The organism is Amycolatopsis sp. NPDC033938 (assembly GCF_055575975.1).
The window spans coordinates 155,563-181,237 of sequence record NZ_JBVIRO010000011.1; the positions used below are offsets into that span (position 1 = coordinate 155,563).

Consider the following 25,675-nt stretch of genomic DNA (forward strand, 5'->3'; position numbering starts at 1 on the left):
AACGCCATCAGCCCCCGGGTAGGTCGCAGTGCCCGACACTGCGCGCCCAAGCTGCACGTAAGCCATACGAAGACGAGGACGGACCACCGATGAACACCCTGGACGCGCTGGACGCGCAGTCACTGCGTTCCGACATCCCGGACTTCCGACCGGGCGACACGCTCAAGGTTCACGTCCGCGTCATCGAGGGCAACCGCGAGCGTAACCAGATCTTCCAGGGCGTCGTGCTGCGTCGCCAGGGCGGCGGCATCCGCGAGACCTTCACGGTCCGCAAGGTGTCGTTCGGTATCGGCGTGGAGCGCACCTTCCCGGTGCACTCGCCGAACATCGCCGAGGTCGAGGTCTTCAAGCGCGGCGATGTCCGCCGGGCGAAGCTCTACTACCTCCGCGAGCTGCGCGGCAAGGCCGCCAAGATCAAGGAACGCCGCGAAAACCGCGAGACGACCTCCGCCAAGTAGGTAGTCACACGGTTACAGGTAACCTGGCGTCGTGGTCGAACCCGTGTCCCAGAACACCTCCGAAGACGAGCCCGATCGCCCCGAAGAGGAGCGCCCTACCCGGGCCTCCCGCCGGGGCCGATCCGGAGCCAAGAAATTCGGCAAGGTCAACAAAAAGCGGTCGTTCTGGAAGGAACTGCCGATCCTGATCGTCGTCGCACTCGTGCTGACGATCTTGATCCAGCAGTTCCTCGCCAAGGTCTACATGATCCCCTCGGGATCCATGGAGACCACCCTGCACGGCTGCTCGGGATGCACGGGCGACCGGATCCTGGTCGACCGGATCACTTACGACTTCACCGATCCCGGCCCGGGTGACGTGGTGGTCTTCAAGGGACCGCCGGCCTGGGCGGGCGAGATCGAGACGCCGGAGTCCAGCAACATCTTCGTCAGCGGTTTCCGCGCACTGGGATCCCTGATCGGCTTCGCGCCGCCGGACGAGCGTGACTTCGTCAAGCGGATCATCGCGGTCGGCGGTCAGACGGTGCAGTGCTGCGACAACAACCGCGTCGTCGTGGACGGCAAGGCGTTGGACGAGCCGTACATCCACTGGGAAGAGGGCATGCCCCCCACCCAAAAGACGTTCGACCCGGTCAAGGTGCCCGCCGGCTACGTCTGGGTGATGGGCGACAACCGCAACAACTCGAGCGACTCCCGGTTCCAGGGCGGCGGTGGCGTGAACGGCGCCGTCCCGGTCGACAACATCATCGGCAAGGCGCGCGTCATCGTGCTCCCGCCCGGCCGCTGGGGTGGCGTTTCGGACCACAACCCGCAGGCGACCGCTCAGCCGGTGGCACTCGGTGCGCCGGCGTGGCAGCAGGGGCTTCCCCTGGGTGTCGGCGTCGCCGCGGCGTGGCCCGTGGTCTTCCTCGGCAGGCGGATGTCGTCCGGAGTGCGCAAGGCGGTCGACCGGAGGCGGTAAGGCCTTGAGAGTTCCTGTACCGCTCACACCGGCCGAGCCGCTTCGGCCGCCGAGAGCAGTGGTGCGTGGCGACCTCTTCTGGGGGTTGCAGAGTGCGCTGGACCGGCGCGGGCTCGGACCCGTCGCCGGAGTCGACGAGGCAGGGCGCGGTGCTTGCGCCGGCCCGCTCGTCGTCGCCGCGTGCGTCCTGCGTTCCGGAGACGCCGCCCGGCTGCCCGAGCTCACCGATTCGAAGGTGCTCACGGCCAAAGCCCGCGACCGGGTCTACGACAGGGTCGTCCAGCGCGCGCTCGACTATTCGGTCATCGTCATCCCGGCGGCCGAGGTCGACCTCTTCGGTATCCACGTCATGAACCTCGAAGGCATGCGGCGCGCTGTTTCGGCGTTGCGAAGCACGCCGGGCTACGTCTTGACCGACGGATTCCGCGTCTCCGGGCTTCCCGCCCCGAGCGTGCCGGTGATCAAGGGGGACAAGGCCGTCGCGTGCGTGGCGGCGGCCTCCGTGCTGGCCAAGGTCACGCGGGACCGGATCATGGGCGATCTGCACGACGTCCACCCGCACTACGGCTTCGACGTGCACAAGGGCTACAGCACCACGGAGCACAGCGCGGCGCTGAACACGCACGGCCCGAGCCCGGTCCATCGCTGGTCGTACGCGAATGTGGCCACCGCGGCCGCCGCGCACCGGGCGCGGCCGCCTCACCCGGTCGTGCTGACCGTCGCGGCGCTGGAAAACCCGAGCGTGCCGATACGTGCCCTCAGCCCCTACGTGGGTAACAATGAACGCTCCGCCGCTGGAGTAGCAGCAGAATCGCGAGGAGGGGCGCGGATTTCATGAGCGCAGAGGATCTCGAGAAGTACGAGACCGAGATGGAGCTCTCGCTTTACCGCGAGTATCGCGACATCGTCGGCCAGTTCTCGTACGTGGTGGAGACCGAGCGGCGGTTCTATCTGGCCAACGCCGTCGACGTGCAGGTGCGCGACGGTGGCGGTGAGGTGTACTTCGAGGTCCGCATGTCCGACGCGTGGGTCTGGGACATGTACCGGCCAGCCAGGTTCGTCAAGCACGTCCGGGTCATCACGTTCAAGGACGTCAACGTCGAAGAGCTCGACAAGCCGGATCTCCGCCTGCCGGAAGACGGTCCGTTCTCCGGCTGAGCCGTCTTCTCCCAACTACGTGAAGGCCCCCTTCACTGCGTCTAGCGCAGTGAAGGGGGCCTTCACGCGCGAGTTACGGCTCTGGGCACGTGAGTGCGGTGTGCCAAGCCGCCCAGGCCACCGTCTCGCCCGGACACGCCACCTTCGCCTTACCCCTCCAGAGAACCGTCATCAACACTCACGACGGACAGCTTCCCCGTGAAAAGCGGCCTTTGGGATGGTCGTGAAAGGCGTCAGGCCGCTGTGGCGAGGCCCCTAGCACGAGACTCCGACGGATCGTGGTCGCCGGAGCCCGGTCGCGGTCGAATCATCCACAACACCCCGGTTATCCACAGGCGGGCGAATCGAGCCTGGTCGGCGCCCGATCACCCTGGCAGCGTTAATCGCACACGCACCGTGACGATCGCTGAGGGGGATCGAGATGATGGACACGACCGAAAAGCCGTCCACCGGCGCACCGCACATCGAGCTGGGGCGGTGGGGAGAAGACCTCGCGGCCCGGCATCTGGAGAAGGCGGGCTATGTCGTCCTGAGCCGTAACTGGCGCTGTCGCGACGGGGAGCTGGACCTCGTCGCGACCGACAAGAAGCGTCTCGTCTTCTGCGAGGTGAAGACCCGGACCGGCCTCGGCTTCGGCACACCGGCCGAGGCCGTGACCCCGGACAAGGCGGACCGCATCCGCCGTCTCGCGCATCAGTGGCAGCGCGCGTTCATGCTCCGCTGGTGCCCGGTCCGCTACGACATCATCGCGATCGTCGCCCGGCCCGGCGCCCGGCCGCAGGTTCGGCATATCAAGGCGGCGTTCTGAGTGGCACTGGCGAAAGCGTGGTCCGTCGCGCTGCTCGGCGTCGACGGCAAGATGATCGAGATCGAGGCCGATATCGGCGGTGGCTCGCCGAGGGTGACGATGGTCGGCCTGCCCGACGCGGGATTGAAGGAGGCCAAGGACAGGGTCCGTTCGGCCGTCCGCAATTCGAGGCAGACCTGGCCCGACGAACGCGTGATCCTCGGGCTGTCCCCGGCGAACCTGCCGAAGGTGGGCTCCGGCTACGACCTGGGCATCGCGGCGGCGGTCCTGGCCGCGACGGGGTCGGTTCCGGCCACGAAGCTGCTCCACACCGTGCTGCTCGGCGAACTGGCCCTCGACGGCCGGGTACGGGCCGTCCGAGGGGTCCTGCCAGGACTGCTGGCCGCGCGAAACGCCGGATACCGGCGGGCAGTCGTCCCCGCCGAGTCGTTGTTCGAAGCCGCTCTCGTGGACGGCCTGGAAGTCGGCGGGGTCGCCCGGCTGAGCGACTTCGTGGACTGGCTCAAAGGTGAAGGCGAACTCGCCCGGCCGGAGCCGTCCGTGGTCCAGGAGCCGGCGAAGGTGCCTGATCTCGCCGACGTCGTGGGACAGCCGGAAGCGCGGTGGGCGCTGGAGGTGGCCGCGGCGGGCGGGCATCACCTGCTCATGACCGGGCCTCCAGGGGTCGGCAAGACGATGCTCGCGAAACGGCTGCCAGGCCTCCTCCCGCGCCTGACCGCGGAAGAATCGTTGCAGGTCACCGCGATCCATTCGATCGACGGTTCACTGTCCAGGTCCGCGCCGCTGGTCACCGTGCCGCCGTTCGTCGCACCACATCATTCGATCAGCGTGCCCGCCCTGATCGGTGGCGGCAGCGGCCTGGCCGTACCCGGCGCCATCAGCCGGGCGCACCGGGGCATTTTGTTCCTCGACGAAGTTTGTGAATTCGGACCGGAACGGCTGGAATCGCTGCGCACGGTGCTCGAAGAGGGCGAAGTGCGGATCGCGAGGGTCAAGGGCGCCGTCTGCTACCCGGCCCGCTTCCAACTGATCCTCGCGACGAACCCTTGCCCTTGCGCGCCGACGAAAGACGCCGATTGCACGTGTTCGGCGGCCGCGCGGAGACGGTACCTGGGGCGATTGTCCGGACCGTTACTCGATCGGGTGGATCTGCGGGTTCGGCTCCGGCCCCTTTCCGCGCTGAGCGCACACCTGAGCGAGGTGCCCGAGGCGTCGGCGGCCGTCCGGGAACGGGTGCTGGAAGCTCGCGAACGAGCCGGGAAACGCTGGGCGGACCATGGCTGGCCGACGAACGCGGAGGTGCCGGGTCCGGCTTTGCGTCGCGAATTCGCGCTTCCCGCGCAGGTCACGGCGTTGCTGGACCGGGCGCTGGAGCGGGGCGCGATCACCGCGCGCGGCGCGGACCGCTGTCTTCGTATCGCATGGACGCTGGCCGATCTGAAGGGCGCCGAAAGACCCGAGACCGACGAGGTCGCGGCGGCCCTGAACTTCCGGGAGAGGTCATCCTGATGGGTGAATTCGAGGCTGAACGGATCGCCCGGTCGTATCTGGTGCGGGTGGCCGAGCCGCCGGCGCCCGCTTTGACCGACTTCGTCGGCGAACACGGACCGGTCGTCGCCGCGGAACGGGTGCGCCGAGCCGATTGCCCGCCGAAGGTGCGCGATGAGACGGCCGCGCGGCGGGCGCATGACTACGCCGAGCGGGATCTGGAGCGCGCGGCGGAAAGCGAGACCCGGCTCGTCATCCCGGAAGACAGTGAATGGCCAGCTTGGCCGTTGCTTTCGCTGGCCGTCGCCCGAGGCAGGGGCGTCTCCGGAGTGGCATCACCGCTGGCGCTGTGGGTGCGCGGGCCGGTCAGGCTCGACGAGGCGGTGGACCAGGCGATCGCGATCGTCGGCGCCCGCGCGGCGACCGAGTACGGCGAGCACCACGCGGCCGAGGTGGGCTATCACCTCGCGAGCCGGGGGATCCCGGTGTTCTCGGGGGCGGCGTACGGCATCGACGGCGCGGCCCACCGGGGTGCGCTGAGCGCGTCCGGCACGACGGTCGCCCTGCTCGGCTGCGGGATCGACGCCGGGTACCCGGCCCAGCACACGACCTTGTTGCGCACCATCGGGAAGACAGGCGCGGTGGTCAGCGAGTATCCGCCAGGAACCCCGCCCGCGAGGCATCGCTTCCTCGTCCGGAACAGGCTCATCGCGGCACTCACCGAAGGGACCGTCGTGATCGAGGCGGGCAGGCGCAGCGGTGCGCGGAACACCGCGGGTACGGCCGGAGCACTGGGCAAGGTCGTGATGGCGATGCCGGGACCGGTTTCGTCGGGGATGTCCGCCGGCTGCCACGCGCTGATCCGCGAAGGTGAGGCCACGCTGGTGACCTCGGTGGACGAGATCCTCGAGACCGCCGGACGGCTCGGGCAGCAGGGCGAGGAGCCGCGGAAACCGAGCCGCCGCACCGACCGGCTCGGCCCGGAGGCACTGCGCGTGCACGACGCGCTGTCCGAACGATCGGCGAAACCGGAGGAACGGATCGCGGTCGAGTCCGGCGTTCCGGTGGAGCGGATCCGCTCATTGCTGCCCGAGCTGGAACTCGACGGCTTCGCGGAAAGAGGTGACTCAGGGTGGCGAAGACGGATAGCCAAGACCTGACTGGCCTACACCTGAGACGCCATCCCGGCACGATCCGACCACGGACACCGCAACAGGGTGCGGCGATACTTGACCATCCGCCGTACATCGCGCAGCGTGATCGGCATGCCGTCGACCGAAGGTCCCCACGGCACGGGAAAACGCGCCCGCAGGCCCGATCTGCGCGCCGCCCGTGCCGCGCTGCCGGAACCTGTCCGGAAGCTGATCGACGACTACGAGCGGCACCTTTCCCTGGAACGCGGGCTGTCCGCGCATACGGTGCGCGCCTATGTCGGCGACGTGGTGTCGCTGATGGGCTTCGTGGACGGGAACGGTGGCCGGTTCGCCGACCTCGACATCGCGACGCTGCGCGGCTGGCTGGCCCGGCAACGCGAGGAAGGGGCCAGCCGGACGACGCTGGCCAGACGAGCGGCGGCGGCCCGCACGTTCACCGCATGGGCGCACCGCGGCGGGGCGCTCGCGACCGATCCCGGCGGGCGGCTGGTGGCGCCGCGCGCGCATCGCAAGCTCCCCGGGGTCCTCCGGGCGGAGCAGGCGAGTGAGGTCATGCGGGCCTCAGCCGCCGGTGCCGAACAGCGGGACCCGGTGGCGTTGCGGGACAGTGCCATCGTGGAACTGCTCTACGCGACCGGTGTGCGGGTCTCCGAACTGTGCGGGCTGGACTTGGACGATGTCGATTTCTCGCGCCGGGTCGTGCTCGTGCTGGGCAAAGGCGGCAAGGAACGCGTCGTGCCCTTCGGCGTCCCGGCCGAAGCCGCGCTGCGTGCCTGGCTGGACGAGGGCAGGGGCAAGCTCGCCGTCGAAGCGAAGGGCAGGGTGGAAGCCGCGCTCTTCCTGGGGGCGCGAGGCGGCAGGCTCGATCCGCGGGCGGCCCGCCGGGTGGTCCACGACGCCGTCGGCTCGGTGCCGGGCGCGAGCGACATGGGACCGCACGGCCTGAGGCATTCGGCGGCCACCCATCTGCTCGAAGGCGGCGCCGATCTTCGGAGCGTTCAGGAACTGCTTGGTCACGCTACGCTGGCTACGACGCAGCTCTACACTCATGTGACCGTCGATCGGCTGAAGGCGATCCACGACCGCGCGCACCCCCGGGCCCGATGATGCCGGGGAAGACTCGGCAGGTGACCCGGCGGCCCGAACCGACGGCGCACGCGCATCCGCACGAGCACGGAGACCATCCTGAGTCGCATGCTGAGAACGGCGGTCCGATGACCGCCGACCCACATGTCACCGAAGCCGCCGGGAAACACCGTTCCGGCGGGGACGGTCCTGCCGTCGCGCCCGAAGCGCGGACGAGTTACGAGGTGGACGCCGGGATCCAGGCGTTGTGGCGTGAGTTCACCGAGTCCCCGGACCAGGTCGTGCGCGACAGGCTCGTGCTGCACTACGCCCCGCTGGTCAAGTACGTCGCCGGCCGGGTCGGCACCGGCCTGCCGACCCACGTCGACGTCGGCGACCTGATCCAGTCCGGGATCTTCGGCCTCGTCGACGCCATCGAGAAGTTCGAGCCTGCCAGGGGCCTGCGCTTCGAGACCTACGCGATGCAGCGCATCCGCGGCGCGATCCTCGACGACCTCCGCTCCCAGGACTGGGTCCCGAGGGCGGTGCGCAGCAAGGCCCGTGAGGCCGAACGCGCGCTGGAACGCCTCGGCGCCCGGCTCAACCGCACGCCGACCGACGCCGAACTGGCGGCCGAGCTCGAAATCAGCGTCGACGACCTGCGCGAGTTCTACGGACAGCTGCAGCTCACCAGCGTCATCGCGCTGGAGGACCTCGTCGCCGCGGGCAAGGACAGCGGTTCGCTGGTCGACACCCTGCCCGACGACGGCGCCGTCGACCCGGTGGCCGTCCTGGTCGACCAGGACAACCGCCGCCAGCTGGCACAGGCGATCGCCCAGCTCACCGAACGCGACCGGATCGTGGTCGGCCTCTACTACTTCGAGAGCCTGACGCTGGCCGAGATCGGCAAGGTCCTCGGCGTCACCGAGTCGCGGGTCAGCCAGTTGCACACCCGCGCCGTCATGCGGCTGCGCGCGAAGCTGGTCGAGCAGGCCTGAAAAGCTAGCCTCCCTCCCACGGTTTGAGGCGGATCTCCGACGGTTCACCGATCAGTGCGAGCGGATCGACGTATTCGTCCCCTTTCCGGACGCCGAAGTGCAGGCATGCCGTCTCCGGACAGCCCGGATGTCCCGGCGCGAGCGTCCCGAGTACCTGACCCCGGTACACCTGGTCACCCGCGGTGACCGTCGGCGCGAGGGGTTGGTAGGTCGTGTGCAGACCGCCTTCGTGATCGATCGAAACCACCCCGCGGCCCGCCACCTGCCCGGCGAACATCACCACTCCTTCGGCGGCGGCGAGCACGTTCGTGCCCGGTGCGGCGACGAGGTCGACACCGCGATGCCCGGGGCCGTACGGCGTCGCCGGCGGCTCGAAGTACCTGGTGACGCTGGGTGTCGGTGAGAGCGGCCAAGAAAGGCGCCCCTGCGGGAAAAAGGCGGCCCGTGCGGTGCCCGGCGCGGCGAACGACGCCACGAGCGCGAACGTGGCCGCGAGGATCGCGACGCGGGGCAGGCGCCTCGGCCGTCCGGGACGGCGATGCCTGCCGCCGGTGCGGTCGATCGCGAAGGAATGCCTGGTGACAGGGCGGGAACAGCTCGTCATGGTCATGCGTTCCAGCCTGGGCGACCGGCGTGGCGCGTGGGACGCGCCGGGGGAATCTGTGGATAACCGAGGCGGTTGTGGACAACCGCTCTCATCAGGGGCTGCCGGTGCGGTAGGCGGCGGCGACAGGGAGTAGACTCTTTTGCGCGGTCCGCGGCAGCGGGCTGACTTCGCGTGCACGTGCGCGCTTCCGATGGCCGATCTCCTCACGGAGGGTCAGGACAACCGGGGGCACACGGTCCGGCGGTCCTTGGGGTCACTTCGCCTCCGGGTCCGGGCCCGAGCATCTGCACCAGGGCGATCGGCCACCCGGCCGAGAGCGACGAACCGAGCAAGCGCGTCCCGGCGGAGCCGGGCGCGCACGACACAGAAGAGGTTGATTCCGGCAATGGCCGTCGTCACCATGAAGCAGCTGCTCGACAGCGGCGTGCACTTCGGGCACCAGACCCGTCGGTGGAACCCGAAGATGAAGCGCTACATCTTCACCGAGCGCAATGGCATCTACATCATCGACCTGCAGCAGACGCTGACCTACATCGACCGTGCGTTCGAGTTCATCAAGGAAACCGTCGCGCACGGCGGCACCATCATGTTCGTCGGCACGAAGAAGCAGGCTCAGGAAGCCATCGCCTCCGAGGCCGCGCGCGTGGGCATGCCCTACGTGAACCAGCGTTGGCTCGGCGGCATGCTGACCAACTTCCAGACGGTGCACAAGCGTCTTCTCCGCCTGAAGGAGCTCGAGTCGCAGGAGCAGACCGGCGGTTTCGCCGGCCTGACCAAGCGCGAAATCCTCACGCTCACCCGTGAGAAGGACAAGCTCGAGAAGACCCTCGGCGGTATCCGCGACATGGCCAAGGTGCCGAGCATCGTGTGGATCGTCGACACGAAGAAGGAGCACATCGCCGTCGGCGAGGCTCGCAAGCTGAACATCCCGGTCGTCGCGATCCTGGACACCAACTGCGACCCGGACGAGGTCGACTACCCGATCCCGGGTAACGACGACGCGATCCGTTCGGCCGCGCTGCTGACCAAGGTCGTGGCCGAGGCCGCCGCCGCCGGTCTGATGGCCCGCTCCAGCCGCAACGGTTCCTCCGCCGACGCCAAGCCCGAGGCGGGCGTCGCCACGGACGAGCCGCTGGCCGAGTGGGAGAAGGAGCTGCTCGCCGGCTCCGAGACCGCCGCCGCGGACGCCAAGGAAGCCGCCGCCGCGACCGAGAGCGCCACCGAGGCGCCTGCCGAGGCCCAGGCCGAGCAGGCCACCGCCTCCTCCTGATGCACCCCGCCCGTGGGGCCGCCTCCTGGCGGCCCCACGGGTAACTTCCCCAAAGACTTTTCTCGTACCTGAAAAAGGACGGACACACCCACGATGGCGAACTACACCGCCGCAGACGTGAAGCGTCTCCGCGAGCTGACCGGCTCCGGCATGATGAACTGCAAGAAGGCGCTGGAAGAGACCGGCGGCGACTTCGACAAGGCCGTCGAGTTCCTGCGCATCAAGGGCGCCAAGGACGTCGGCAAGCGCGCCGAGCGCGCCACCGCCGAGGGCCTCGTCGCCGGTGACGGCGGCGTGCTGATCGAGCTCGACTCCGAGACCGACTTCGTCGCGAAGAACAAGGACTTCCAGGAGCTCGCCGCGAAGATCGTCGAGGTCGCGAAGGCCGAGAAGACCAGCGACGTCGAGAAGCTGAAGGCCGCCTCGCTCGACGGCAAGACCGTCGACGAGACCGTCCAGGAGATGGCCGCCCGTATCGGCGAGAAGCTCGAGCTGCGCCGCGTCGCCGTCTTCGAGGGCACCACCACCACCTACCTGCACCGTCGCGGTGCGGACCTCCCGCCCGCCGTCGGCGTGCTCATCGAGTACACCGGTGAGGGCGAGGCCGCCGCCGAGGCCGCCCGTGGCGCCGCCATGCAGGTCGCCGCGCTGAAGGCCAAGTTCCTCACGCGTGAAGAGGTCCCGGCCGACGTCGTCGAGAACGAGCGTCGCGTCGCCGAGGCCACCGCCCGCGAAGAGGGCAAGCCGGAGCAGGCCATGCCGAAGATCATCGAGGGCAAGGTCAACGCCTACTACAAGGACAACGTCCTGCTCGAGCAGCCGTCGGTCAAGGACAACAAGAAGACCGTCAAGGCCCTGCTCGACGAGGCCGGCGTGACCGTGAGCCGGTTCGCCCGGTTCGAGGTCGGCCAGGCCTGATCCAGGCCGCGGAACACAAGAGTCACCACTGTGCCCCGTCTCCGTCCATCGGGGACGGGGCACAGTCGGGTCCAGAGCATTAGGGAGGGCGACATGGGTGTCCGGGTCGAAGGCGGATACCGGCGGGTGCTGCTGAAGCTGGGCGGCGAGATGTTCGGCGGCGGTTCCATCGGGGTTGATCCGGATGTGGTGCACTCGGTCGCTCAGCAGATCGCCGACGTCGCCAGGACAGGCGTGCAGATCGCCGTCGTGATCGGCGGCGGCAACTACTTCCGCGGCGCGGAACTGTCGCAACGCGGTATGGACCGCGATCGCGCGGACTACATGGCGATGCTCGGCACCGTCATGAACTGCCTGGCACTGCAGGACTTCCTGGAGAAGGAGGGCCTGCCCACCCGCGTGCAGACCGCCATCACCATGGGACAGGTCGCCGAGCCGTACATCCCGCGCCGCGCCGAGCGTCACCTGGAGAAGGGGCGCGTCGTCATCTTCGGTGCCGGGGTCGGCATGCCGTACTTCTCCACCGACACCGCCGCGGCGCAGCGCGCGCTCGAACTCGGCTGCGAAGCCGTCTTGATGGCGAAGGCCGTCGACGGCGTCTACACCGCGGATCCGAAGAGCGACCCGACCGCGGAGATGTTCCACGAGATCAGCCACCGCGAGGTGCTGGAACGGGACCTCAAGGTCGCCGACGCCACCGCGTTCAGCCTGTGCATGGACAACAACATGCCGATCATCGTGTTCAATCTGCTCACCGAGGGGAACATCGCTCGTGCGGTCAGTGGTGAGAGGATCGGCACCCTGGTCGACACCCCCGCCGACGGGGTGCCCGCGTAGTCCTGCTCTGCTCTTCGCAACCGGTACGAATACACAACAACGGGAGTTGCCGTGATCGACGAGACCCTCCTCGACGCCGAGGAGAAGATGGAAAAAGCGGTGTCCGTCGCCAAGGAGGACCTGTCGTCGGTGCGCACCGGCCGGGCCCACCCGGGGATGTTCTCGCGCATTGTCGTCGAGTACTACGGCGCGCCGACCCCGCTGAACCAGATGGCGAGCGTCAACGTGCCCGAGGCCCGGATGGCGTTGATCAAGCCTTACGACCAGACCTCGCTCAACGCCATCGAGAAGGCGATCCGCGAGTCGGACCTCGGTGTGAACCCGAGCAACGACGGCAACGTGATCCGCATCGTCATCCCGCAGCTCACCGAAGAGCGCCGCAAGGAAATGGTGAAGGTCGCCAAGGCCAAGGGTGAGGACGCCCGCGTCTCGATCCGCAGCGTCCGCCGCAAGGCCAAGGAAGAGCTCGACCGGATCAAGAAGGACGGCGAGGCAGGCGAGGACGAGGTCGTCCACGCCGAGAAGGAACTCCAGAACCTCACCGACACCTACACGCACAAGGTCGACGAGCTGGTGAAACACAAGGAAGCCGAGCTACTCGAGGTCTGATGAGCCAGGTGAGCGAGGAACGCGAGGACCGGGTGGAGCACCCGGAACCGGTTCCGGCCACGGTGCCGGATCCAGAGACCGTGCCGGAACCGGCGCGGAAGGTTTCCCGCGCCGGCCGCAACCTGCCCGCCGCGATCGGGGTCGGGCTGCTGCTGGGGGCGGCGATCATCACGTCCCTGCTCACCGTCCGGTTTCTTTTCATCGGCATCATCGCGATCGCCATCGCGGTCGGCACGATCGAGCTGGCCGGGGCGCTGAAGCGTGCGGCGGACATCCGGATCGCGCTGGTCCCGGTGCTCGTCGGCGGTCAGGCGATGATCTGGCTGGCGTGGCCGTTCGGTCGTGAGGGCGCGCTGACGGCGTTCGTGCTGACGGTGCTGGTCTGCCTGCTGTGGCGGTTGCCCGGCGGGGCGGAAGGGTATCTGCGGGACATCAGCGCGTCGGTCTTCGCCGCCGCGTACATCCCGCTTTTCGGTGCCTTCGCCGCGATGCTGGTGCCGCCCGAAGACGGGGTCGGCCGCGTCCTCGCCTTCATGATCGGGGTCGTCGCCTCGGACACCGGCGGCTACATCGCCGGTGTGCTGGGCGGCAAGCACCCGATGGCGCCCAGCATCAGCCCGAAGAAGACTTGGGAAGGCTTCGCCGGTTCGCTCGTGGCAGGTGTGGTCGCCGGAGCCTTGACGCTGAGCCTCCTGCTCGACGGCCACGCCTGGCAGGGTGTGCTGTTCGGGGCGGCGATCGTCTTGACCGCGACACTGGGCGATCTCGTCGAGTCGCTGATCAAGCGCGATCTCGGCGTCAAGGACATGGGGAACATGCTGCCGGGGCATGGTGGCCTGATGGACCGGCTCGATTCGTTGCTCCCCTCCGCCGTCGTCTCCTGGCTGCTGCTCTCCGCCTTCGTCCCTGTTTAGACAGCGGCGAAAGCCATGTGACAAGCCTTCGCCGTTGGGCCAAGGTCGGAGTATGCGAACTCAAAGGATGAGTAAGCGGCTTCTGACCCTGGCGCTGAGCGTCCTGACGCTCGGTGCCCTGACGACATCCGTGGCGGAGGCGGGCGAAAGCCCGGTCGTCCGCACTGATTCCGGCCCCGTTCGCGGGGTGAGCACCAGCGAATACCGGAGTTTCCAAGGCATTCCGTTCGCCGCGCCACCCGTCGGCGAACTGCGCTGGGCGCCACCGCGGAGACCTGAACCGTGGACCGCCGTGCGGGACGCGAGCAAACCCGGGCCGCGGTGCGCGCAGGGGGCGGGTATCGGCTCAGCCCCGAGCGTCGACGAGGATTGCCTGTATCTCAACGTGATCAGCCCGGCCGAACCGGCGCCCGAACCGCGCCCGGTGATGGTCTGGGTCCACGGCGGCGGTTTCACTTCCGGCGCCGGCAGTGACTACGACTTCAAACGTCTCGCTCTCGGTGGGGATGTCGTCGTGGTGACCGTGAATTACCGGCTGGGTGTGTTCGGTTTCTTCGGTCATCCCGAACTCGGGAAAAACTCCGGCGTCTTCGGCCTCCAGGACCAGCAAGCCGCCCTTCGCTGGGTTCAGCGCAACGCCCGCGCCTTCGGGGGAGATCCGGGGAACGTCACGTTGTTCGGTGAGTCCGCGGGCGCGATGAGCACCTGCGCCCAGCTGACCTCGCCCTCGGTGGCGGGCCTGGTCACCCGCGCGATCATCCAGAGCGGCCCCTGCACGATCGACTGGCCTGCCAACGGGATCTTCCCCGGTGCTTCCGAGGGGAAGCTCTTCCAACACCGCTCGGACGTCGAGGCGTTCGGCCGCGCCGAGGGGCAGAAGCTCGGCTGTGCCGACGTGGAGTGCCTGCGCCGCTTGCCTGCCGGCACGTTGCTGCCGTTGCCGTTCAACGCCCCGGCCTTCGACACCGGCCTCCTGCCGACCGATCCGGCGGAGGCGTTCCGGGCGGGCCGGTTCGCGAAGGTGCCGGTGATGACCGGGACCACGCGTGACGAGGGCAGGTTGTTCGCGGCGCTCTTCCCGGACCAGCCGATCACCGAAGCGCGCTATCAGCAGCTGCTGCGTGAAGCCTTCGGAGACAAGGCATCCACCGTCGCGGCCAAGTATCCGTCGGCCGCGCACGGTAGTCCGGGCAACGCCTTCGCCGACGTCATGACCGATCGGGTGTGGGCGTGCTCGGAGGTCGAGGCTCAGCGTCACCTCGCCGCCAGGACACGGACGTTCGCTTACGAATTCGCCGACCGCGGCGCTCCGCCGCTGTTCCCCTTCCCGCCTGGGATCGACCCGGGGGCTTCCCACGGTTCAGAGTTGGTGTACTTGTCTGATTTGGCCGGTTCTCCGGCGAAGTTGACGCCCGCGCAGAAGAAACTCGCGGCGCGGATGATTCAGTACTGGACCCGGTTCGCCAGGACCGGCGATCCGAACGGCGAAGCGCTGCCGAAGTGGCGCCCGGCGCCGAAGGTGCAGTCGCTGGCACCGGACAGGATCGGTCTGGTCGGCTACGCCGCCGAGCACAACTGCGGTTTCTGGGCAGGTCTCTGACGAAAAGGGCCGGGGTGACGGACCTCCTCACCCCGGCTCAGTCGTCGTAAGGATCGTCGACTTCGGCGGTACCCCAGCCTTCGACGACCCGGGAGTGGTCGATCACGGCGAACACGGAACCGTCGGGGTCGGCGAGGATCGCCACGCGCCCGTACGGGGTGTCGTAGGGCTGGACCACGACGGCGCCACCGAGCATCAACGCCTGTCCCGCGGCGGCGTCCGTGCCGCGGGCGGGATCCAGTGCGAGATAGACCATCCAGTGCGGGGGAGTGTCCGGCCGGTATTCCGTGCCCATCACGTACCGGTACAGCACGGGTTCGTGCTCGATGAGCCATTCGGCGTAGTCGAGCGAGGTGCCGTCACCGATCTGGTGGCTGGTGTAGTTGAAGAGGCGGCAGTAGAAGTGGTCCGCCGCCGCGCCGTCGTGGGTGTTGAGATCCGCGCCGCTGAAGGTGTTGGGGATACCGGTCGCGAACTCCCAGGTGACCGGCGGTTCCCAGAAGACGACGTGCGCCCCGCAAGCGTCGATGGCGTGGATGATGGTGCCGCGCTGGGGAATCGCCACCGGCCCGAGGGTGACCCGCCCACCGAGGCTGTCGACCCATTCGGCCGCCGCGGCCGCCGAATGGGTCGACAGGTGGACGCTCCATCCGCTCGGCCCGCCGGTGCCCGAGCGGTACAGACCACCGACCGGGGCACCGTTCAATGTCGCGATCGAGTACCGTCCGGTCGGCGTCGCGGGATCACGTTGGACGGTGAACTCCCAGTCGAAAAGCCCGCTGTAGAAGGCTTGTGCGGCCGCTTCGTCTCTGCAGGCGAGTTCGATCCAGCACGGGATTCCTGAAGGGATGACGGAAGTGTGAGCGGCCGAGCCAAGCGACATGCGGTTCTCCCTTACCGGTGGGGGTAAAGTCTAGTCGCTTTCCGCATTGTTTCCGTTAAAGATTTGGACCCGGTGATCAGGAACCCGGCCCGGTGTCCCGTCGTTGGAGTTTCCGTGCGCTGGTTTCCCCGATCCGTCTCCTCCTTCCGCCGCGGTGGCGAGGAAGTGCTGCCGAGCCCGAACATTTGGTACTACCAAAAGGCCTACGAGATCGAGAACCGCGCGCAAGACGCCGACGACGAGATCTGGCGGGTCCTCGCCGGGTATCGCGACTGGTCCGGGGCGGACGTGCTCGACATCGGCTGCGGTGACGGTTTCCACTTGCCCCGCTTCGCCGCGACGGCGCGGTCGGTGCTCGGGGTCGAACCCCATGAGCCGCTCGTCCGTGACGCGCGGCACCGCGTCGGGGAACTGGGCAACGTCGAGGTGCGGCAAGGCCGTGCGCAGCGGCTTCCGGTGCCGGACGCGGCTTTCGACGTCGTCCACGCGCGGACGGCGTACTTCTTCGGCCCCGGCTGCGAACCCGGCCTCCGTGAGGCGGAGCGGGTGCTGCGACCCGGCGGGACGTTGATGATCGTGGATCTCGATGTGACGAGTGAGCCCTACGGACGCTGGATGCGAGAGGACCTGCCGCACTACGACCCGCCCGGCGTCGAGAAGTTCTTCGCCCGTCAGGGATTCGGCTGCCGCAAGGTGATGACGCGGTGGCTGTTCGACGACGCCGCCGTGATGGAAGCGGTGCTGAAGATCGAGTTCAGCGCTCCGGTCGCGGCGAAGGCGATCGCGGAGGTCCGGCGCCTCAACGAGGTTTCGTCAGGAGCCGGGGAGAAGCGGATGACGTTGCCGGTGGGCTATCGCGTGCATACGCGCACCAAGCCCACCGGCCTCGTCGTACCAGGTCACTCCGCGTCCCCGGGGGACGCCTCGTCCGGAGCGGTGTCGTCGTCGGCCTCGCCGAGGATGCCGTAGATCGTCCGGCGTGCCTCGTTGAGCACGTCGACGGCGCGGGACTGCTGTGCCTCGCTGCCGGCGTGCATGACCTGCATGACCGCGGCCGCCAGGGTCGCCCCCGCCTTGCGCAGGTTCACCTCGACCGGGTCGACGTCGTGGGCGATCTGCTCCCACGGCGGGACGGCGTCCTGTTGCTCGGCCGCGGCGCGACCGGATTCGGTGAGCTCGAACAGCTTCTTGCCGCCCTCGTCCTTGCTGGTCACCAGGCCTTCGTCGGCCAGCATCTGCAGCGTCGGGTAGACCGAGCCGGGGCTCGGCTTCCAGAAGCCGCCGCTGCGCTCGCCGATCTCGCGGATGATCTCGTAACCGTGCCTCGGCTGCTCGGAAAGCAGCGCGAGGATCGCGGCGCGGACGTCACCGCGCTTACCGCGACGGCCACCGGGGCCACCGCGACGGCCGTGCCGATGCCGGTGCCCGGGTCCGCCGGGTCCCCAGCCGGGCGGCGGGGGGAATTCGCCGAAGCCGCCGCGTGCCCATGGCCCGAAGGCGGGTCGGCCGTGTTCTGGAGGAAAAGGTCGTCCTCGCATGATGTGAATCCTCTCTACGTAATGTTCCGACACGTTCACGATATATCGGAACCAGTCGTACGGCAACCGAATCTTCGTGACGTAGGTCTCAGCTCAGGTCGAGAGCGAACGTAGAAGGTCGCTTCGTCACGCAGCCATTCCGGCAGAACCGCGGGCGCCACGCCACAGCCCGGCGTCGCCTCCCTCAGGCGCGGGGCAGAGGGAAGGCGTTGAGGTCCCGCTCGGCGAGCGGTTCGTCGCGCCAGCCGAGCGCGACGGCGGCGTCGGAGATCCTTCCGTTGCCCCACAACGGAAATCCGGCGGGGGAACCCGCAACGAGCCCCGGTACCAGTGTGTGGGCGACGTGGAATCCGGCGGCCGCGACGTCGCAGGTGGTGAGGTCGACGCTGATCACCTCGAACCCGCGCGCTTCGACCCGGTCCCGGTAGGCCTTCAGTCCTCGCTCACCGAGTGAAGGGAGGACGGCCCAGCTGCCCTCCGGGAGGTCGCGGACCCACGGGGTCACCCGCTTCGCGGCCCGGGGATCGAGGTAGATCTGTTGCCGGCACGGGAAATCCGTGACGTCGGCGAAGTCGTCGCGGTAGGAGCCGAGGTAGCGCCGGTCGGCTCGATACGGCTTGAGAACGCCGCACTCCTGTCGCAGGGCGGCCAGTTCGCGCTCGTTGTCGAGGGCGCGGCAGGTGCGCTGCAGCGTGAACCCTTCGGCGAGCGCCTTCTTGGCTGCTTCGAGTGCGTCCGGACGGGTGGCGAAACCGAGGGACAGCCAGCGCGTCACCCGGTCGAGCACCGCCGCCGCGATCACCGGGACCTCGAATTCGTTGTCCAGATGGATGAGCGTGACCTCGTAGCCGTCCACGGTGTCGGCGATGAGCGAGCGGATCTCCTCGGGGATCGGGAGTCGAGCGAGTCGAGGTGTGTTCGCCCACCACAGCATGGTGGTGTCGCCTTCGAGAACCGCTTCGAGGCCTGAGGTGACTGCGTGCTCTTCGGAGATTCCCGCGGCGCGGCCCGTGCTCGGCGGATCGGCGAAGCGGGCTTCCCCCGCTTGTCGTTCGTGCGACACCAGGAAGGCCGGAATCCAGAGGGAATCCTTGGTGGTGTGGGAAAAGCCCTCGACCCACGAGCAGTCCGTCCCCGTGGTCAGCGGCTCGAAGGGGAAGCCGGAGGACCGGTACTGGCCGGCCGAGTAGAGGTTCAGCCGGCGAGGATCGAGTGCCGGGACGCCGTAGCGGGTGAGTTGCTCGTAGCTGCCGAAGCGCACTTCGCGTTCCGGGGCGAGCCAGCTGCCGCAGTAGCGCTCCACGGCCTTTCCGATGGCTGACTGGCGGGCGAGGTCGAAGTCGTGCCACGACGTGCCGAAGGCTTGCCGGTCGTTGGGCCAATTCGTGACGCGCCGCATGTCCGCGACGTCGACCGCGCAGGCGCGCAGCCGGGCGGGCATCCCCGGCGCCGTCGGGATTTCCTCGATTCCGGTCACGATCCCGGTCTGATCGTCGACCAGCCAGGCGGGGTCGGTCAGGGCGGGGACGGGGCGGGCGCGGTCGGGAACGGGGAGGACCGGATGGCGGGTCTCGGTCAGGTCCGCCGGATTCAGGTCGATTTCGCCACCGGTGATGGCGGAGCTTCCGCCGGAGAGCCAGCGTTCGAGATGGGCGGTGAGAGTCGCCAGTACCCAGCGGACGTCGCCAGGCGCGAGCGACGGTCCGTTCCCGGGCACGTAGATCGAATGAGGATCCGAGGCGGCGGAACGCCGGCGGGCGACGACGTCGGCGAAATCGATCCCGCCGGGCGTGAACGCGGGCCCGGCGATCACCCGGTCGTGTTCCCGGCGCATCGGCAGCCAGCGCACCCGGGCCGCGGCGCACCGGGCGTCCAGGTCGATCAGCTCGGCGTAGGCGGGGTGGTCGAAAGCCGCGACCACGACGGTGTTCTCGCTGTCCACTTCGGACAGATCGGGTGCGGACGGGACGGTTTCGACGACGGCGTATCCGCTGACGGCGAGGATTTCGCCGAGCGGCTCGGTGAGCGCCGGGGATCCGGTGAGGAGAACAGCCGTTCCGGGAATGATCTGCCACCACCTCCGCGCCGCCGTGCGTTCACTCGGGCCCTGACGTGGCCAAGTCTCGGACGAGCCGTGACGTGCGGGCGTCTCCTCGTATGCGATCCACCCGCCCTGGGCTGTGCGGAGGTCACGTGACCTGGGGAACAGCGATGGAGGGCGGCCCGGGCGCGTCGGAGGTGGACATGGGAGACTGAGTGGGCTATGACTGCCCTCCCTCTCGTCTTCGACGCGCCCAAGCGCGGCCTCCCGCCGCGCCACCTCGCCGACCTCACCGCCGCCGAGCGGGCCGAGGCCGTCGCCGAGCTGGGTGAGAAGCCGTTCCGCGCGAAGCAGCTGTCGAACCACTACTTCTCGCGGCTCACGGTGAACCCGGAGGAGATGACCGACATCCCGGCCGCGTCGCGGGAGAAGCTCGTCGCCGATCTGATGCCGACGCTGCTCACCGAGATCAAGGCACTCGCCTGCGACGACGGTGCCACCCGCAAGACCCTGTGGCGCGCGCACGACGGGACGCTGCTGGAGAGCGTGCTGATGCGGTACCCGGACCGCGCGACCCTGTGCATCTCGAGCCAGGCGGGCTGCGGTATGGCGTGCCCGTTCTGCGCGACCGGACAGGGCGGCCTCGACCGGAACCTCTCGACCGCCGAGATCGTCGACCAGGTCCGCGCGGCCGCCGCCGTGATGCGCGACGGTGCGATGACCGGCGGCCCCGGTCGTCTCTCGAACATCGTCTTCATGGGCATGGGTGAGCCGCTGGCGAACTACAAGCGGGTGGTGGCGGCGGTGCGGCGGATCACGGATCCTTCGCCGGCGGGTCTCGGTATCGGCCAGCGTTCGGTGACGGTGTCGACAGTCGGTCTCGCCCCCGCGATCCGTAAGCTGGCGGACGAGAAGATGCAGGTCCGGCTCGCGGTGTCGTTGCACACGCCGGACGACGAGCTGCGGGACACGCTCGTGCCGGTGAACGAGCGGTGGTCGGTGGACGAGGTTCTGTCGGCCGCTCGGTACTACGCGGATACCTCCGGCCGCCGCGTGTCGATCGAGTACGCGCTGATCCGGGACATCAATGACCAGCCTTGGCGTGCCGAGCTGCTCGCCAAGCGGCTTCGCAAGCACCTCGGCCAGCTGGTGCACGTGAACGTGATTCCGTTGAACCCGACTCCGGGCAGCAAATGGGACGCGTCGCCGAAGCCGGTGGAGCGGGAGTTCGTCCGCCTGGTCAACGCCGGCGGGGTCGCCTGCACGGTGCGGGACACGCGCGGCCAGGAGATCGCCGCGGCCTGCGGGCAGCTCGCGGCCGAAGAAAACTGATCATTCGCCTGCCCACGGGCGAAGCTTCTCGGGGTTGCGGATCGCCCAGATCCGCGTGATCCGGTCGTCCGCGACGTCGAACGCGTAGACCGACGAGATCGCGCCGTCGAGCTGGATCAGCAGTCCGGGCTGGCCGTTGACGGTCCGCTCCAGGATCGTGAAGTCGCCGGGCACCCGGGTGGCGACGGTGACGATGAACTCGGCGATCCGCTCGCCACCCTCGATCGGGTGCAGCGCGGTGGTGACCAGACCACCACCGTCCGCGGTGAAGGTCGCGGCCGGATCGAGGAGACCGACCAGCGCGGTGATGTCCTTGGCTTCCCAAGCCTGTTTGAAGTCGCGGACCAGATCGGCCTGATGGACGGTCGGCGCCGCCGTCGGCTTGGTCGCGCGGACCCGGCGACGCGCCGAGGAGGCCAGCTCACGGCAGGCGGCCGGGGTGCGGCCGGTGATCTCGGCGATTTCGGCGAACGAGTAATGGAAGACGTCGTGCAGGATGAGCGCGACGCGCTGGGCCGGAGTCATCGCTTCGAGTGTCACGAGGAAGGCCATGCTGACCGACTCGTCCAGGGTGACGCTGTCGGCCGGATCGGCAGTGCGCCCCTCGGTGTGGCCGGGTAGCGGCTCGGGGATCCACTCGCCGACGTAGCGTTCGCGCCGGGCGCGTGCGGAGCCGAGCAGGTCGAGGCAGATGCGGCTGGTCACGGTGGTGAGCCAGGCGCCGGGCGAGGCGATCGCGTCCTGCCGTGGCCGGGTCAGCGCGTACCAACGAGCGTAGGCCTCCTGAACAGCGTCCTCGGCCTCGGCGAGGGAGCCCAGCAGCCGGTAGGCGAGGTTGATCAGGTGGCGGCGCTCGCTGAGGATCGCGTCGGTCATCGGTGCTCCCGTCGGTCCGGTGTCTCCGCTCTGTTCGACGAGACACCGTGTCGCATTGTCAGGGTGGGATGGAGCCTGACGTTTTCCAGGGCTGCGTCGTCGTAGTGCTCGGAAGTGGACACTACGAGTCAAGGAGACCGATGATCAGGATCGGAATCATCCTCGGCAGCACCCGTCCGGGGCGCCGGGGCGAGCAGGTGGCCCGGTGGGTCGAGGAGCGGGCCGGGCTGCGCCAGGACGCGGAGTTCGGGGTGGTCGACCTGCTCGACCACCCGTTGCCGCATCTGGACGAACTGCCTGGCGAGTACAAGAACGAGCACACCCGGGCCTGGGCGGCGAAGATCGCGTCGTTCGACGGGTTCGTGGTCGTGACGCCCGAGTACAACCACTCGGCGCCGGGGGCGCTGAAGAACGCGATCGACTTCCTGCACGCGGAGTGGCGGGACAAGGCGATCGGGTTCGTGTCGTATGGCGGCGTTGGCGGCGCCCGCGCGGTCGAGCAGCTGCGGCTGATGTGCGGGGCGCTGGAGATGGCGGACGTGACCGCACAGGTGACGCTGTCGTTGGTGACCGAGTTCGAGAACTTCGAGGCCTTCCGGCCGGGCGAGTACAACGTCGCTTCGCTGGACAAGATGCTGGACCAGGTCGTCGCCTGGAGCACCGCCCTCGCGCCGCTGCGTGCCGTGACCCCGGTCGCGGTGGCTTGACTCCCTGGAAAGGACTGATGATGCGGGAAATGGACGAAGCCGAGCTCAGGCGGCACATCGGCGAAATCGTCGAAGGAATCAAGGCCAAGGATCTGGATCGTCTCCGGCGGCTCTACTCCGAGGACGTCGTGTCCTTCGACATCGACCCGCCATTGCAGCATGTCGGCATCGACGCGAAGTTGAAGAACTGGGCGAGGGTGTTCGTGTTCTTCCACGACGTGACCTACGAGGTTCGCGATCTGCGGTTGACGGTGGACGAAAGTGTCGCGTTCGGACACTGCTTCGGGCGGCTCAGCGGTGCGACGAACGACGGGACCGCGGTCGGCGGGATGTGGGTCCGGGGGACCTTCGGCTTCCGGAAGATCGACGGGCGCTGGCTGATCGTCCACGATCAGGTTTCGGTCCCGCTCGACATCGCGAGCGGTAAAGGAATGACCGCCCTCGAGCCCTGACCGGCGTTCGGCGTCGTTCTCACCGCACTGGGCCGGATGGCCCAGTCGCGCGGCGGATCCGGCCGTCGGCCGCGACACTCGGAGGATGTCGACGGCGGAGGTGAGCAGGATGTCCGGGACGAAGGCGAGACAGGTCCGCCACAGCGGCACCGTGCAGGTGCTCGGGCGGATCGGGATGGGCTGTTATGGGTTGGTGTACCTGCTGATCGGGTACCTGGCGGTGCGGATCGCCGTCGGCGGCGGCGGTCAGGAGGCCGACGGGCGCGGCGCGATCACCGAGGTCGGCTCGACGCCGCTCGGTGGCGGGCTGTTGTGGGTGCTCGCGGCCGGGCTGGTGGCGTACGCGCTGTGGCAGGCGCTGCTGGCCGCGGTCGGATACACCTGGATCGACAAGGAATGGCGCCGCACCGTCAAGCGGGTGACGTCCGGAGTGCGCTGCGTGGTGGGAATCGGGCTGGGCCTGTACGCGGCGAGGCTGGCCGCGGGGGCGGGGGAGCAGAGCGGTGACCAGAAGCAGCAGGAGTTCACCGCGCGGCTGCTCGCGTTGCCCGCCGGCCCGTTCCTGGTGATCGTGGTGGCCGTCATCGTGTTCGGGGTCGCCGTCGCTTCCGTGGTGAAGGGGGTACGGCGGACCTTCGTGCAGGATCTCGACCTCTCGTCCTTGCCGTCGGGTACCCGGCGCTGGGTCGAGCGGCTGGGGCAGATCGGTTACGTGGCAAGGGGTGTCGTGTTCGGCGTGGTCTCGGTACTCCTCGGTTACGCGGCGCTGACGCATGACCCGTCGCGCTCGGGCGGGCTCGACGCCGCCCTGCGCACCTTGGCCGCTCAGCCGTTCGGCACGGCGCTGCTCTTCGTGGTGGCGGTGGGAGTCGCCGCTTTCGGTGTCTATTGCGGCGGAGCGGCACGGGCACAGCGCGGTTGAGTCCGCTCTGGGGGACAGCACACCCTCCTCCTGAAGTCGACTCCGCCCGGCCCCGCCGGACGATGTGCGCGCAGGAGCGCCGTTCCTAGCCTGACGTCGCAGTGATCTTCCACTGGGCGAAGGGGAACGGCGATGGGGAAAAGACTGGGCAAGGCCGCGACGGCGCTGGCCGTGGCGACGACGATCGTGGTGGCGGGCTCGACGCCCGGAGTGGCGGCGATACCCGATATCGGGGTGCCGGACGTGGTGCAGACCCGTCGGATCAGCGAACTCCGGATCTCTCCGGACGGCCGGTCCGGCGCCGCCGTCGTCACCGAGCCTTCGGTCGCGGACAACACCGTCACCAGCCGGGTTCTCGTGCTGCCGCTGGCGAAACCGGCGGAGGTCAGGACGGTCGCGACGGTGACCGGGACGACCGCCCGGATCACGAACCTGCGCTGGTCGCCGGACGGGACCTCGCTGGCCTACCTCGCGGCCGTCGACGGCGCGGACGAGATCTGGCAGGTGCCGGCGCGAGGCGGGAAACCGGCGAAACCGCTCGATTTCGCCGGTCCCGCCGTCCTGATCGGCGGTAAGCACGAGGCGTTCCGGCTGGCCAACGTGCCGCCGCATCCGGCGAGGATCCTCGCGTTCGAATGGTCACCGGACGGGCGGCGGCTGGCGTTCACCACGCCGCGGCCCGGCGGCAGGCCGACCGCCGACGGTGTCGTCTTCGACGAGCGGACGATGGATCTGCGGACCTTGGAGACGGGGGAGTACGACCTGACCCGGAACGGGCTTTGGCTGCTGGACACCGCGACCGGGAAGCAGCGGCATATCGCCGACTTCGTGATGGGCCCGCTCGCCGTCCCTGGCAAACCGGGAATGGCGTGGTCCCCCGACGGTACCCGGCTCGCGTTCGTGACCAGGGAGAGCCAGCGGCCCACCGACAATCTCGACACGGCGCGGATACTGGACGCGGTAACCGGCCAAGTGACCATTGTGGACACCGCGAAGGCGCGTCCGCTGCCGTCCGCCTGGTCTCCGGACGGACGTTCCCTCCTCGCGTCGAAGGACGACAAGCTGCTGGCCGTCCCCGTCGGCGGCGGGACTCCGGAACCGGTCGCGACCTTGCCCGCCGGAACGCGGATGTCGTCGTCGGGCAGCGCGTGGTGGGCGGCGACGGGCGACCGGGTGTTCGCCATGGCGAGTGACGATCGGCGCGAAACCCTTTACGCGGCAACCCGTCCGGGCACCTTGGCGCCCGTTTCCCCGGCTGACGGTACGTTGTCCGGTTGCTCGTTCGACACGGCCAGGAGTCTCGCTCTCTGCGTCCGGGAGGACGTCGCCTCGCCGCCCCGGCTCGTCGTCGTGGACGCCTCGACCGGGGCCGTGCGCGAAGGTCACGACCCGAACGGCTGGGCCACCCGTGTCCGGCTGACCCGCCCGCAGCGCGCGGAGTGGACCCTGCCTTCCGGGAATCGGGCGACGGGCTATCGCCTCGTTCCCGAGCGTTGTGGCCGGGAGAGCCGCTGCCCGGCCGTCGTGATCACCCATGGCTACGACGCCACCGAGCGGTTCATGGCGGAGGAGAACGAATGGCAGTATCCGTCACAGGTCTTCGCCGCCAAGGGATATGTCGTCCTGCTGGTCAACGAGTCGCGGTCGACGCAGGATCCGGGGGACGCCGTCGCGGCCATGGAAGCCGCGGTCAAGTCCGAAGTGGACGGTGGGACCGCCGATCAGGGCAAGGTCGGCATCATGGGCTACAGCCGGGGCGCTTTCGTCAGTGAGGAGGCGATCGCGCGCTCGACCGTGTTCAAGGCCGCGTCCGCCGGAGAGGGCGGCAGCCCGTCGCTGATCCCTGGCTCCGGGCAGACATCGGAGCGCGTCAACGGCCCGGTGCTGCAGCAGGTGGGACCCGCCGCCGGTTCGCTCACGTTGAGCATCCACCAGTTCGTCAAGGGGAAGAACGTGCCCGCGGAATTCGTGCTCTTCGGCGACGAGACGCATGTCTTCCATCAGCCGCGGCACCGGGCGGCGGCGATGAACCAGAACCTCGTTTGGTTCGACCGCTGGCTGCGGAACTGACGAGGCCCA

Annotated in this window: 26 protein-coding genes; 21 read left to right on the plus strand and 5 right to left on the minus strand. The window is 68.8% G+C overall.

Going from position 1 to position 25,675, the window contains the following annotated elements; genetic code table 11:
- Positions 1-89 precede the first annotated feature (89 nt).
- The 9 genes from rplS (at position 90) to ACZ5ZX_RS26125 (ending at position 8,090) form a co-directional block, all read left to right on the plus strand.
- A complete protein-coding gene (gene rplS, locus ACZ5ZX_RS26085; RefSeq protein WP_005154717.1) occupies positions 90-458 on the plus strand; it encodes a 50S ribosomal protein L19 in 369 nt (122 codons plus the stop codon).
- Between the two features lie 31 nt (positions 459-489).
- Positions 490-1,419 carry a signal peptidase I gene (lepB, locus tag ACZ5ZX_RS26090; protein WP_465504602.1) on the plus strand — a complete coding sequence of 310 codons (930 nt, stop codon included), beginning with the start codon at positions 490-492 and terminating at the stop codon, positions 1,417-1,419.
- 58 nt (positions 1,420-1,477) lie between these two features.
- Entirely contained in the window at positions 1,478-2,257 is a 780-nt protein-coding gene (locus ACZ5ZX_RS26095; protein WP_465504603.1) for a ribonuclease HII, read from the plus strand.
- Positions 2,254-2,577 (plus strand): DUF2469 domain-containing protein, encoded by a 324-nt coding sequence (locus tag ACZ5ZX_RS26100; protein WP_003096226.1) that lies wholly within the window; start codon positions 2,254-2,256, stop codon positions 2,575-2,577. The genes ACZ5ZX_RS26095 and ACZ5ZX_RS26100 overlap by 4 nt, the downstream gene beginning before the upstream one ends.
- 421 nt (positions 2,578-2,998) lie before the next feature.
- The gene (locus ACZ5ZX_RS26105; protein ID WP_465504604.1) at positions 2,999-3,385 is read left to right on the plus strand and encodes a YraN family protein; all 387 of its coding nucleotides are present in this window, start codon (positions 2,999-3,001) and stop codon (positions 3,383-3,385) included.
- Positions 3,386-4,894, plus strand: a complete 1,509-nt coding sequence (locus tag ACZ5ZX_RS26110) for a YifB family Mg chelatase-like AAA ATPase (RefSeq protein ID WP_465504605.1) — start codon at positions 3,386-3,388, stop codon at positions 4,892-4,894.
- Positions 4,894-6,033 carry a DNA-processing protein DprA gene (gene dprA / locus ACZ5ZX_RS26115; protein WP_465504606.1) on the plus strand — a complete coding sequence of 380 codons (1,140 nt, stop codon included), beginning with the start codon at positions 4,894-4,896 and terminating at the stop codon, positions 6,031-6,033. The genes ACZ5ZX_RS26110 and dprA overlap by 1 nt, the downstream gene beginning before the upstream one ends.
- A 105-nt stretch (positions 6,034-6,138) precedes the next feature.
- On the plus strand, positions 6,139-7,134 hold the full coding sequence (locus ACZ5ZX_RS26120; RefSeq protein WP_465504607.1) for a tyrosine recombinase XerC: 996 nt from the start codon (positions 6,139-6,141) through the stop codon (positions 7,132-7,134).
- Between the two features lie 20 nt (positions 7,135-7,154).
- Positions 7,155-8,090: a FliA/WhiG family RNA polymerase sigma factor gene (locus ACZ5ZX_RS26125; RefSeq protein WP_465504608.1), complete on the plus strand. Its 936-nt coding sequence runs from the start codon at positions 7,155-7,157 to the stop codon at positions 8,088-8,090.
- A 4-nt stretch (positions 8,091-8,094) separates the two neighbouring features.
- On the opposite strand, the gene ACZ5ZX_RS26130 is transcribed toward ACZ5ZX_RS26125, so the two are convergent.
- Entirely contained in the window at positions 8,095-8,700 is a 606-nt protein-coding gene (locus ACZ5ZX_RS26130) for a murein hydrolase activator EnvC family protein (protein WP_465504609.1), read from the minus strand.
- Positions 8,701-9,082: 382 nt separating this feature from the next.
- Between ACZ5ZX_RS26130 and rpsB the strand changes: the two genes are divergently transcribed.
- The 6 genes from rpsB (at position 9,083) to ACZ5ZX_RS26160 (ending at position 14,845) form a co-directional block, all read left to right on the plus strand.
- Positions 9,083-9,967: a 30S ribosomal protein S2 gene (rpsB, locus tag ACZ5ZX_RS26135; RefSeq protein ID WP_061984463.1), complete on the plus strand. Its 885-nt coding sequence runs from the start codon at positions 9,083-9,085 to the stop codon at positions 9,965-9,967.
- A 93-nt stretch (positions 9,968-10,060) separates the two neighbouring features.
- A complete protein-coding gene (gene tsf / locus ACZ5ZX_RS26140) occupies positions 10,061-10,885 on the plus strand; it encodes a translation elongation factor Ts (RefSeq protein ID WP_465504610.1) in 825 nt (274 codons plus the stop codon).
- A gap of 93 nt (positions 10,886-10,978) precedes the next feature.
- Entirely contained in the window at positions 10,979-11,722 is a 744-nt protein-coding gene (pyrH, locus tag ACZ5ZX_RS26145; protein ID WP_005154669.1) for a UMP kinase, read from the plus strand.
- A 51-nt stretch (positions 11,723-11,773) separates the two neighbouring features.
- On the plus strand, positions 11,774-12,331 hold the full coding sequence (gene frr, locus ACZ5ZX_RS26150) for a ribosome recycling factor (protein WP_037303489.1): 558 nt from the start codon (positions 11,774-11,776) through the stop codon (positions 12,329-12,331).
- A complete protein-coding gene (locus tag ACZ5ZX_RS26155) occupies positions 12,331-13,245 on the plus strand; it encodes a phosphatidate cytidylyltransferase (RefSeq protein WP_465504611.1) in 915 nt (304 codons plus the stop codon). The genes frr and ACZ5ZX_RS26155 overlap by 1 nt, the downstream gene beginning before the upstream one ends.
- Before the next feature lie 67 nt (positions 13,246-13,312).
- Complete coding sequence (locus ACZ5ZX_RS26160; RefSeq protein WP_465504612.1) at positions 13,313-14,845, plus strand: carboxylesterase/lipase family protein; 1,533 nt, start codon at positions 13,313-13,315, stop codon at positions 14,843-14,845.
- Positions 14,846-14,882: 37 nt separating this feature from the next.
- Here ACZ5ZX_RS26160 and ACZ5ZX_RS26165 read toward each other — a convergent pair whose 3' ends face one another.
- Positions 14,883-15,728, minus strand: coding sequence for a VOC family protein (locus tag ACZ5ZX_RS26165; RefSeq protein ID WP_465504613.1), 846 nt, complete (start codon positions 15,726-15,728; stop codon positions 14,883-14,885).
- Between the two features lie 114 nt (positions 15,729-15,842).
- Between ACZ5ZX_RS26165 and ACZ5ZX_RS26170 the strand changes: the two genes are divergently transcribed.
- On the plus strand, positions 15,843-16,697 hold the full coding sequence (locus tag ACZ5ZX_RS26170) for a class I SAM-dependent methyltransferase (RefSeq protein WP_465504614.1): 855 nt from the start codon (positions 15,843-15,845) through the stop codon (positions 16,695-16,697).
- Here the strand turns inward: ACZ5ZX_RS26170 and ACZ5ZX_RS26175 are convergent.
- The gene (locus ACZ5ZX_RS26175; protein WP_465504615.1) at positions 16,628-17,266 is read right to left on the minus strand and encodes a PadR family transcriptional regulator; all 639 of its coding nucleotides are present in this window, start codon (positions 17,264-17,266) and stop codon (positions 16,628-16,630) included. The two genes, ACZ5ZX_RS26170 and ACZ5ZX_RS26175, sit on opposite strands and share 70 nt — an antisense overlap.
- A gap of 184 nt (positions 17,267-17,450) precedes the next feature.
- A complete protein-coding gene (locus ACZ5ZX_RS26180; protein ID WP_465504616.1) occupies positions 17,451-19,208 on the minus strand; it encodes a YcaO-like family protein in 1,758 nt (585 codons plus the stop codon).
- 321 nt (positions 19,209-19,529) lie between these two features.
- Between ACZ5ZX_RS26180 and rlmN the strand changes: the two genes are divergently transcribed.
- Positions 19,530-20,639: a dual-specificity RNA methyltransferase RlmN gene (gene rlmN / locus ACZ5ZX_RS26185; protein WP_465504617.1), complete on the plus strand. Its 1,110-nt coding sequence runs from the start codon at positions 19,530-19,532 to the stop codon at positions 20,637-20,639.
- Here rlmN and sigJ read toward each other — a convergent pair whose 3' ends face one another.
- The gene (gene sigJ, locus ACZ5ZX_RS26190) at positions 20,640-21,515 is read right to left on the minus strand and encodes an RNA polymerase sigma factor SigJ (RefSeq protein ID WP_465504618.1); all 876 of its coding nucleotides are present in this window, start codon (positions 21,513-21,515) and stop codon (positions 20,640-20,642) included.
- Positions 21,516-21,655: 140 nt separating this feature from the next.
- Between sigJ and ACZ5ZX_RS26195 the strand changes: the two genes are divergently transcribed.
- The 4 genes from ACZ5ZX_RS26195 to ACZ5ZX_RS26210 all read left to right on the plus strand — a co-directional run bounded on the left by ACZ5ZX_RS26195 (position 21,656) and on the right by ACZ5ZX_RS26210 (position 25,666).
- The gene (locus ACZ5ZX_RS26195) at positions 21,656-22,222 is read left to right on the plus strand and encodes an NADPH-dependent FMN reductase (protein ID WP_465504619.1); all 567 of its coding nucleotides are present in this window, start codon (positions 21,656-21,658) and stop codon (positions 22,220-22,222) included.
- Between the two features lie 29 nt (positions 22,223-22,251).
- Positions 22,252-22,674, plus strand: coding sequence for a YybH family protein (locus ACZ5ZX_RS26200; RefSeq protein WP_465504620.1), 423 nt, complete (start codon positions 22,252-22,254; stop codon positions 22,672-22,674).
- Positions 22,675-22,783: 109 nt separating this feature from the next.
- A complete protein-coding gene (locus ACZ5ZX_RS26205) occupies positions 22,784-23,596 on the plus strand; it encodes a DUF1206 domain-containing protein (protein WP_465504621.1) in 813 nt (270 codons plus the stop codon).
- 132 nt (positions 23,597-23,728) lie between these two features.
- Complete coding sequence (locus ACZ5ZX_RS26210) at positions 23,729-25,666, plus strand: hypothetical protein (protein ID WP_465504622.1); 1,938 nt, start codon at positions 23,729-23,731, stop codon at positions 25,664-25,666.
- Positions 25,667-25,675: the final 9 nt, after the last annotated feature.

Bases quoted from the DNA above. Each gene is read 5' to 3' on its own strand.
- rplS (WP_005154717.1), top strand. From the start codon at position 90: ATGAACACCCTGGACGCGCTGGACGCGCAGTCACTGCGTTCCGACATC.
- ACZ5ZX_RS26100 (WP_003096226.1), top strand. From the start codon at position 2,254: ATGAGCGCAGAGGATCTCGAGAAGTACGAGACCGAGATGGAGCTCTCG.
- ACZ5ZX_RS26105 (WP_465504604.1), top strand. From the start codon at position 2,999: ATGATGGACACGACCGAAAAGCCGTCCACCGGCGCACCGCACATCGAG.
- dprA (WP_465504606.1), top strand. From the start codon at position 4,894: ATGGGTGAATTCGAGGCTGAACGGATCGCCCGGTCGTATCTGGTGCGG.
- ACZ5ZX_RS26120 (WP_465504607.1), top strand. From the start codon at position 6,139: ATGCCGTCGACCGAAGGTCCCCACGGCACGGGAAAACGCGCCCGCAGG.
- ACZ5ZX_RS26130 (WP_465504609.1), bottom strand. From the start codon at position 8,700: ATGACCATGACGAGCTGTTCCCGCCCTGTCACCAGGCATTCCTTCGCG.
- rpsB (WP_061984463.1), top strand. From the start codon at position 9,083: ATGGCCGTCGTCACCATGAAGCAGCTGCTCGACAGCGGCGTGCACTTC.
- tsf (WP_465504610.1), top strand. From the start codon at position 10,061: ATGGCGAACTACACCGCCGCAGACGTGAAGCGTCTCCGCGAGCTGACC.
- pyrH (WP_005154669.1), top strand. From the start codon at position 10,979: ATGGGTGTCCGGGTCGAAGGCGGATACCGGCGGGTGCTGCTGAAGCTG.
- ACZ5ZX_RS26155 (WP_465504611.1), top strand. From the start codon at position 12,331: ATGAGCCAGGTGAGCGAGGAACGCGAGGACCGGGTGGAGCACCCGGAA.
- ACZ5ZX_RS26160 (WP_465504612.1), top strand. From the start codon at position 13,313: ATGAGTAAGCGGCTTCTGACCCTGGCGCTGAGCGTCCTGACGCTCGGT.
- ACZ5ZX_RS26165 (WP_465504613.1), bottom strand. From the start codon at position 15,728: ATGTCGCTTGGCTCGGCCGCTCACACTTCCGTCATCCCTTCAGGAATC.
- ACZ5ZX_RS26175 (WP_465504615.1), bottom strand. From the start codon at position 17,266: ATGCGAGGACGACCTTTTCCTCCAGAACACGGCCGACCCGCCTTCGGG.
- rlmN (WP_465504617.1), top strand. From the start codon at position 19,530: ATGACTGCCCTCCCTCTCGTCTTCGACGCGCCCAAGCGCGGCCTCCCG.
- sigJ (WP_465504618.1), bottom strand. From the start codon at position 21,515: ATGACCGACGCGATCCTCAGCGAGCGCCGCCACCTGATCAACCTCGCC.
- ACZ5ZX_RS26195 (WP_465504619.1), top strand. From the start codon at position 21,656: ATGATCAGGATCGGAATCATCCTCGGCAGCACCCGTCCGGGGCGCCGG.
- ACZ5ZX_RS26200 (WP_465504620.1), top strand. From the start codon at position 22,252: ATGGACGAAGCCGAGCTCAGGCGGCACATCGGCGAAATCGTCGAAGGA.
- ACZ5ZX_RS26205 (WP_465504621.1), top strand. From the start codon at position 22,784: ATGTCCGGGACGAAGGCGAGACAGGTCCGCCACAGCGGCACCGTGCAG.
- ACZ5ZX_RS26210 (WP_465504622.1), top strand. From the start codon at position 23,729: ATGGGGAAAAGACTGGGCAAGGCCGCGACGGCGCTGGCCGTGGCGACG.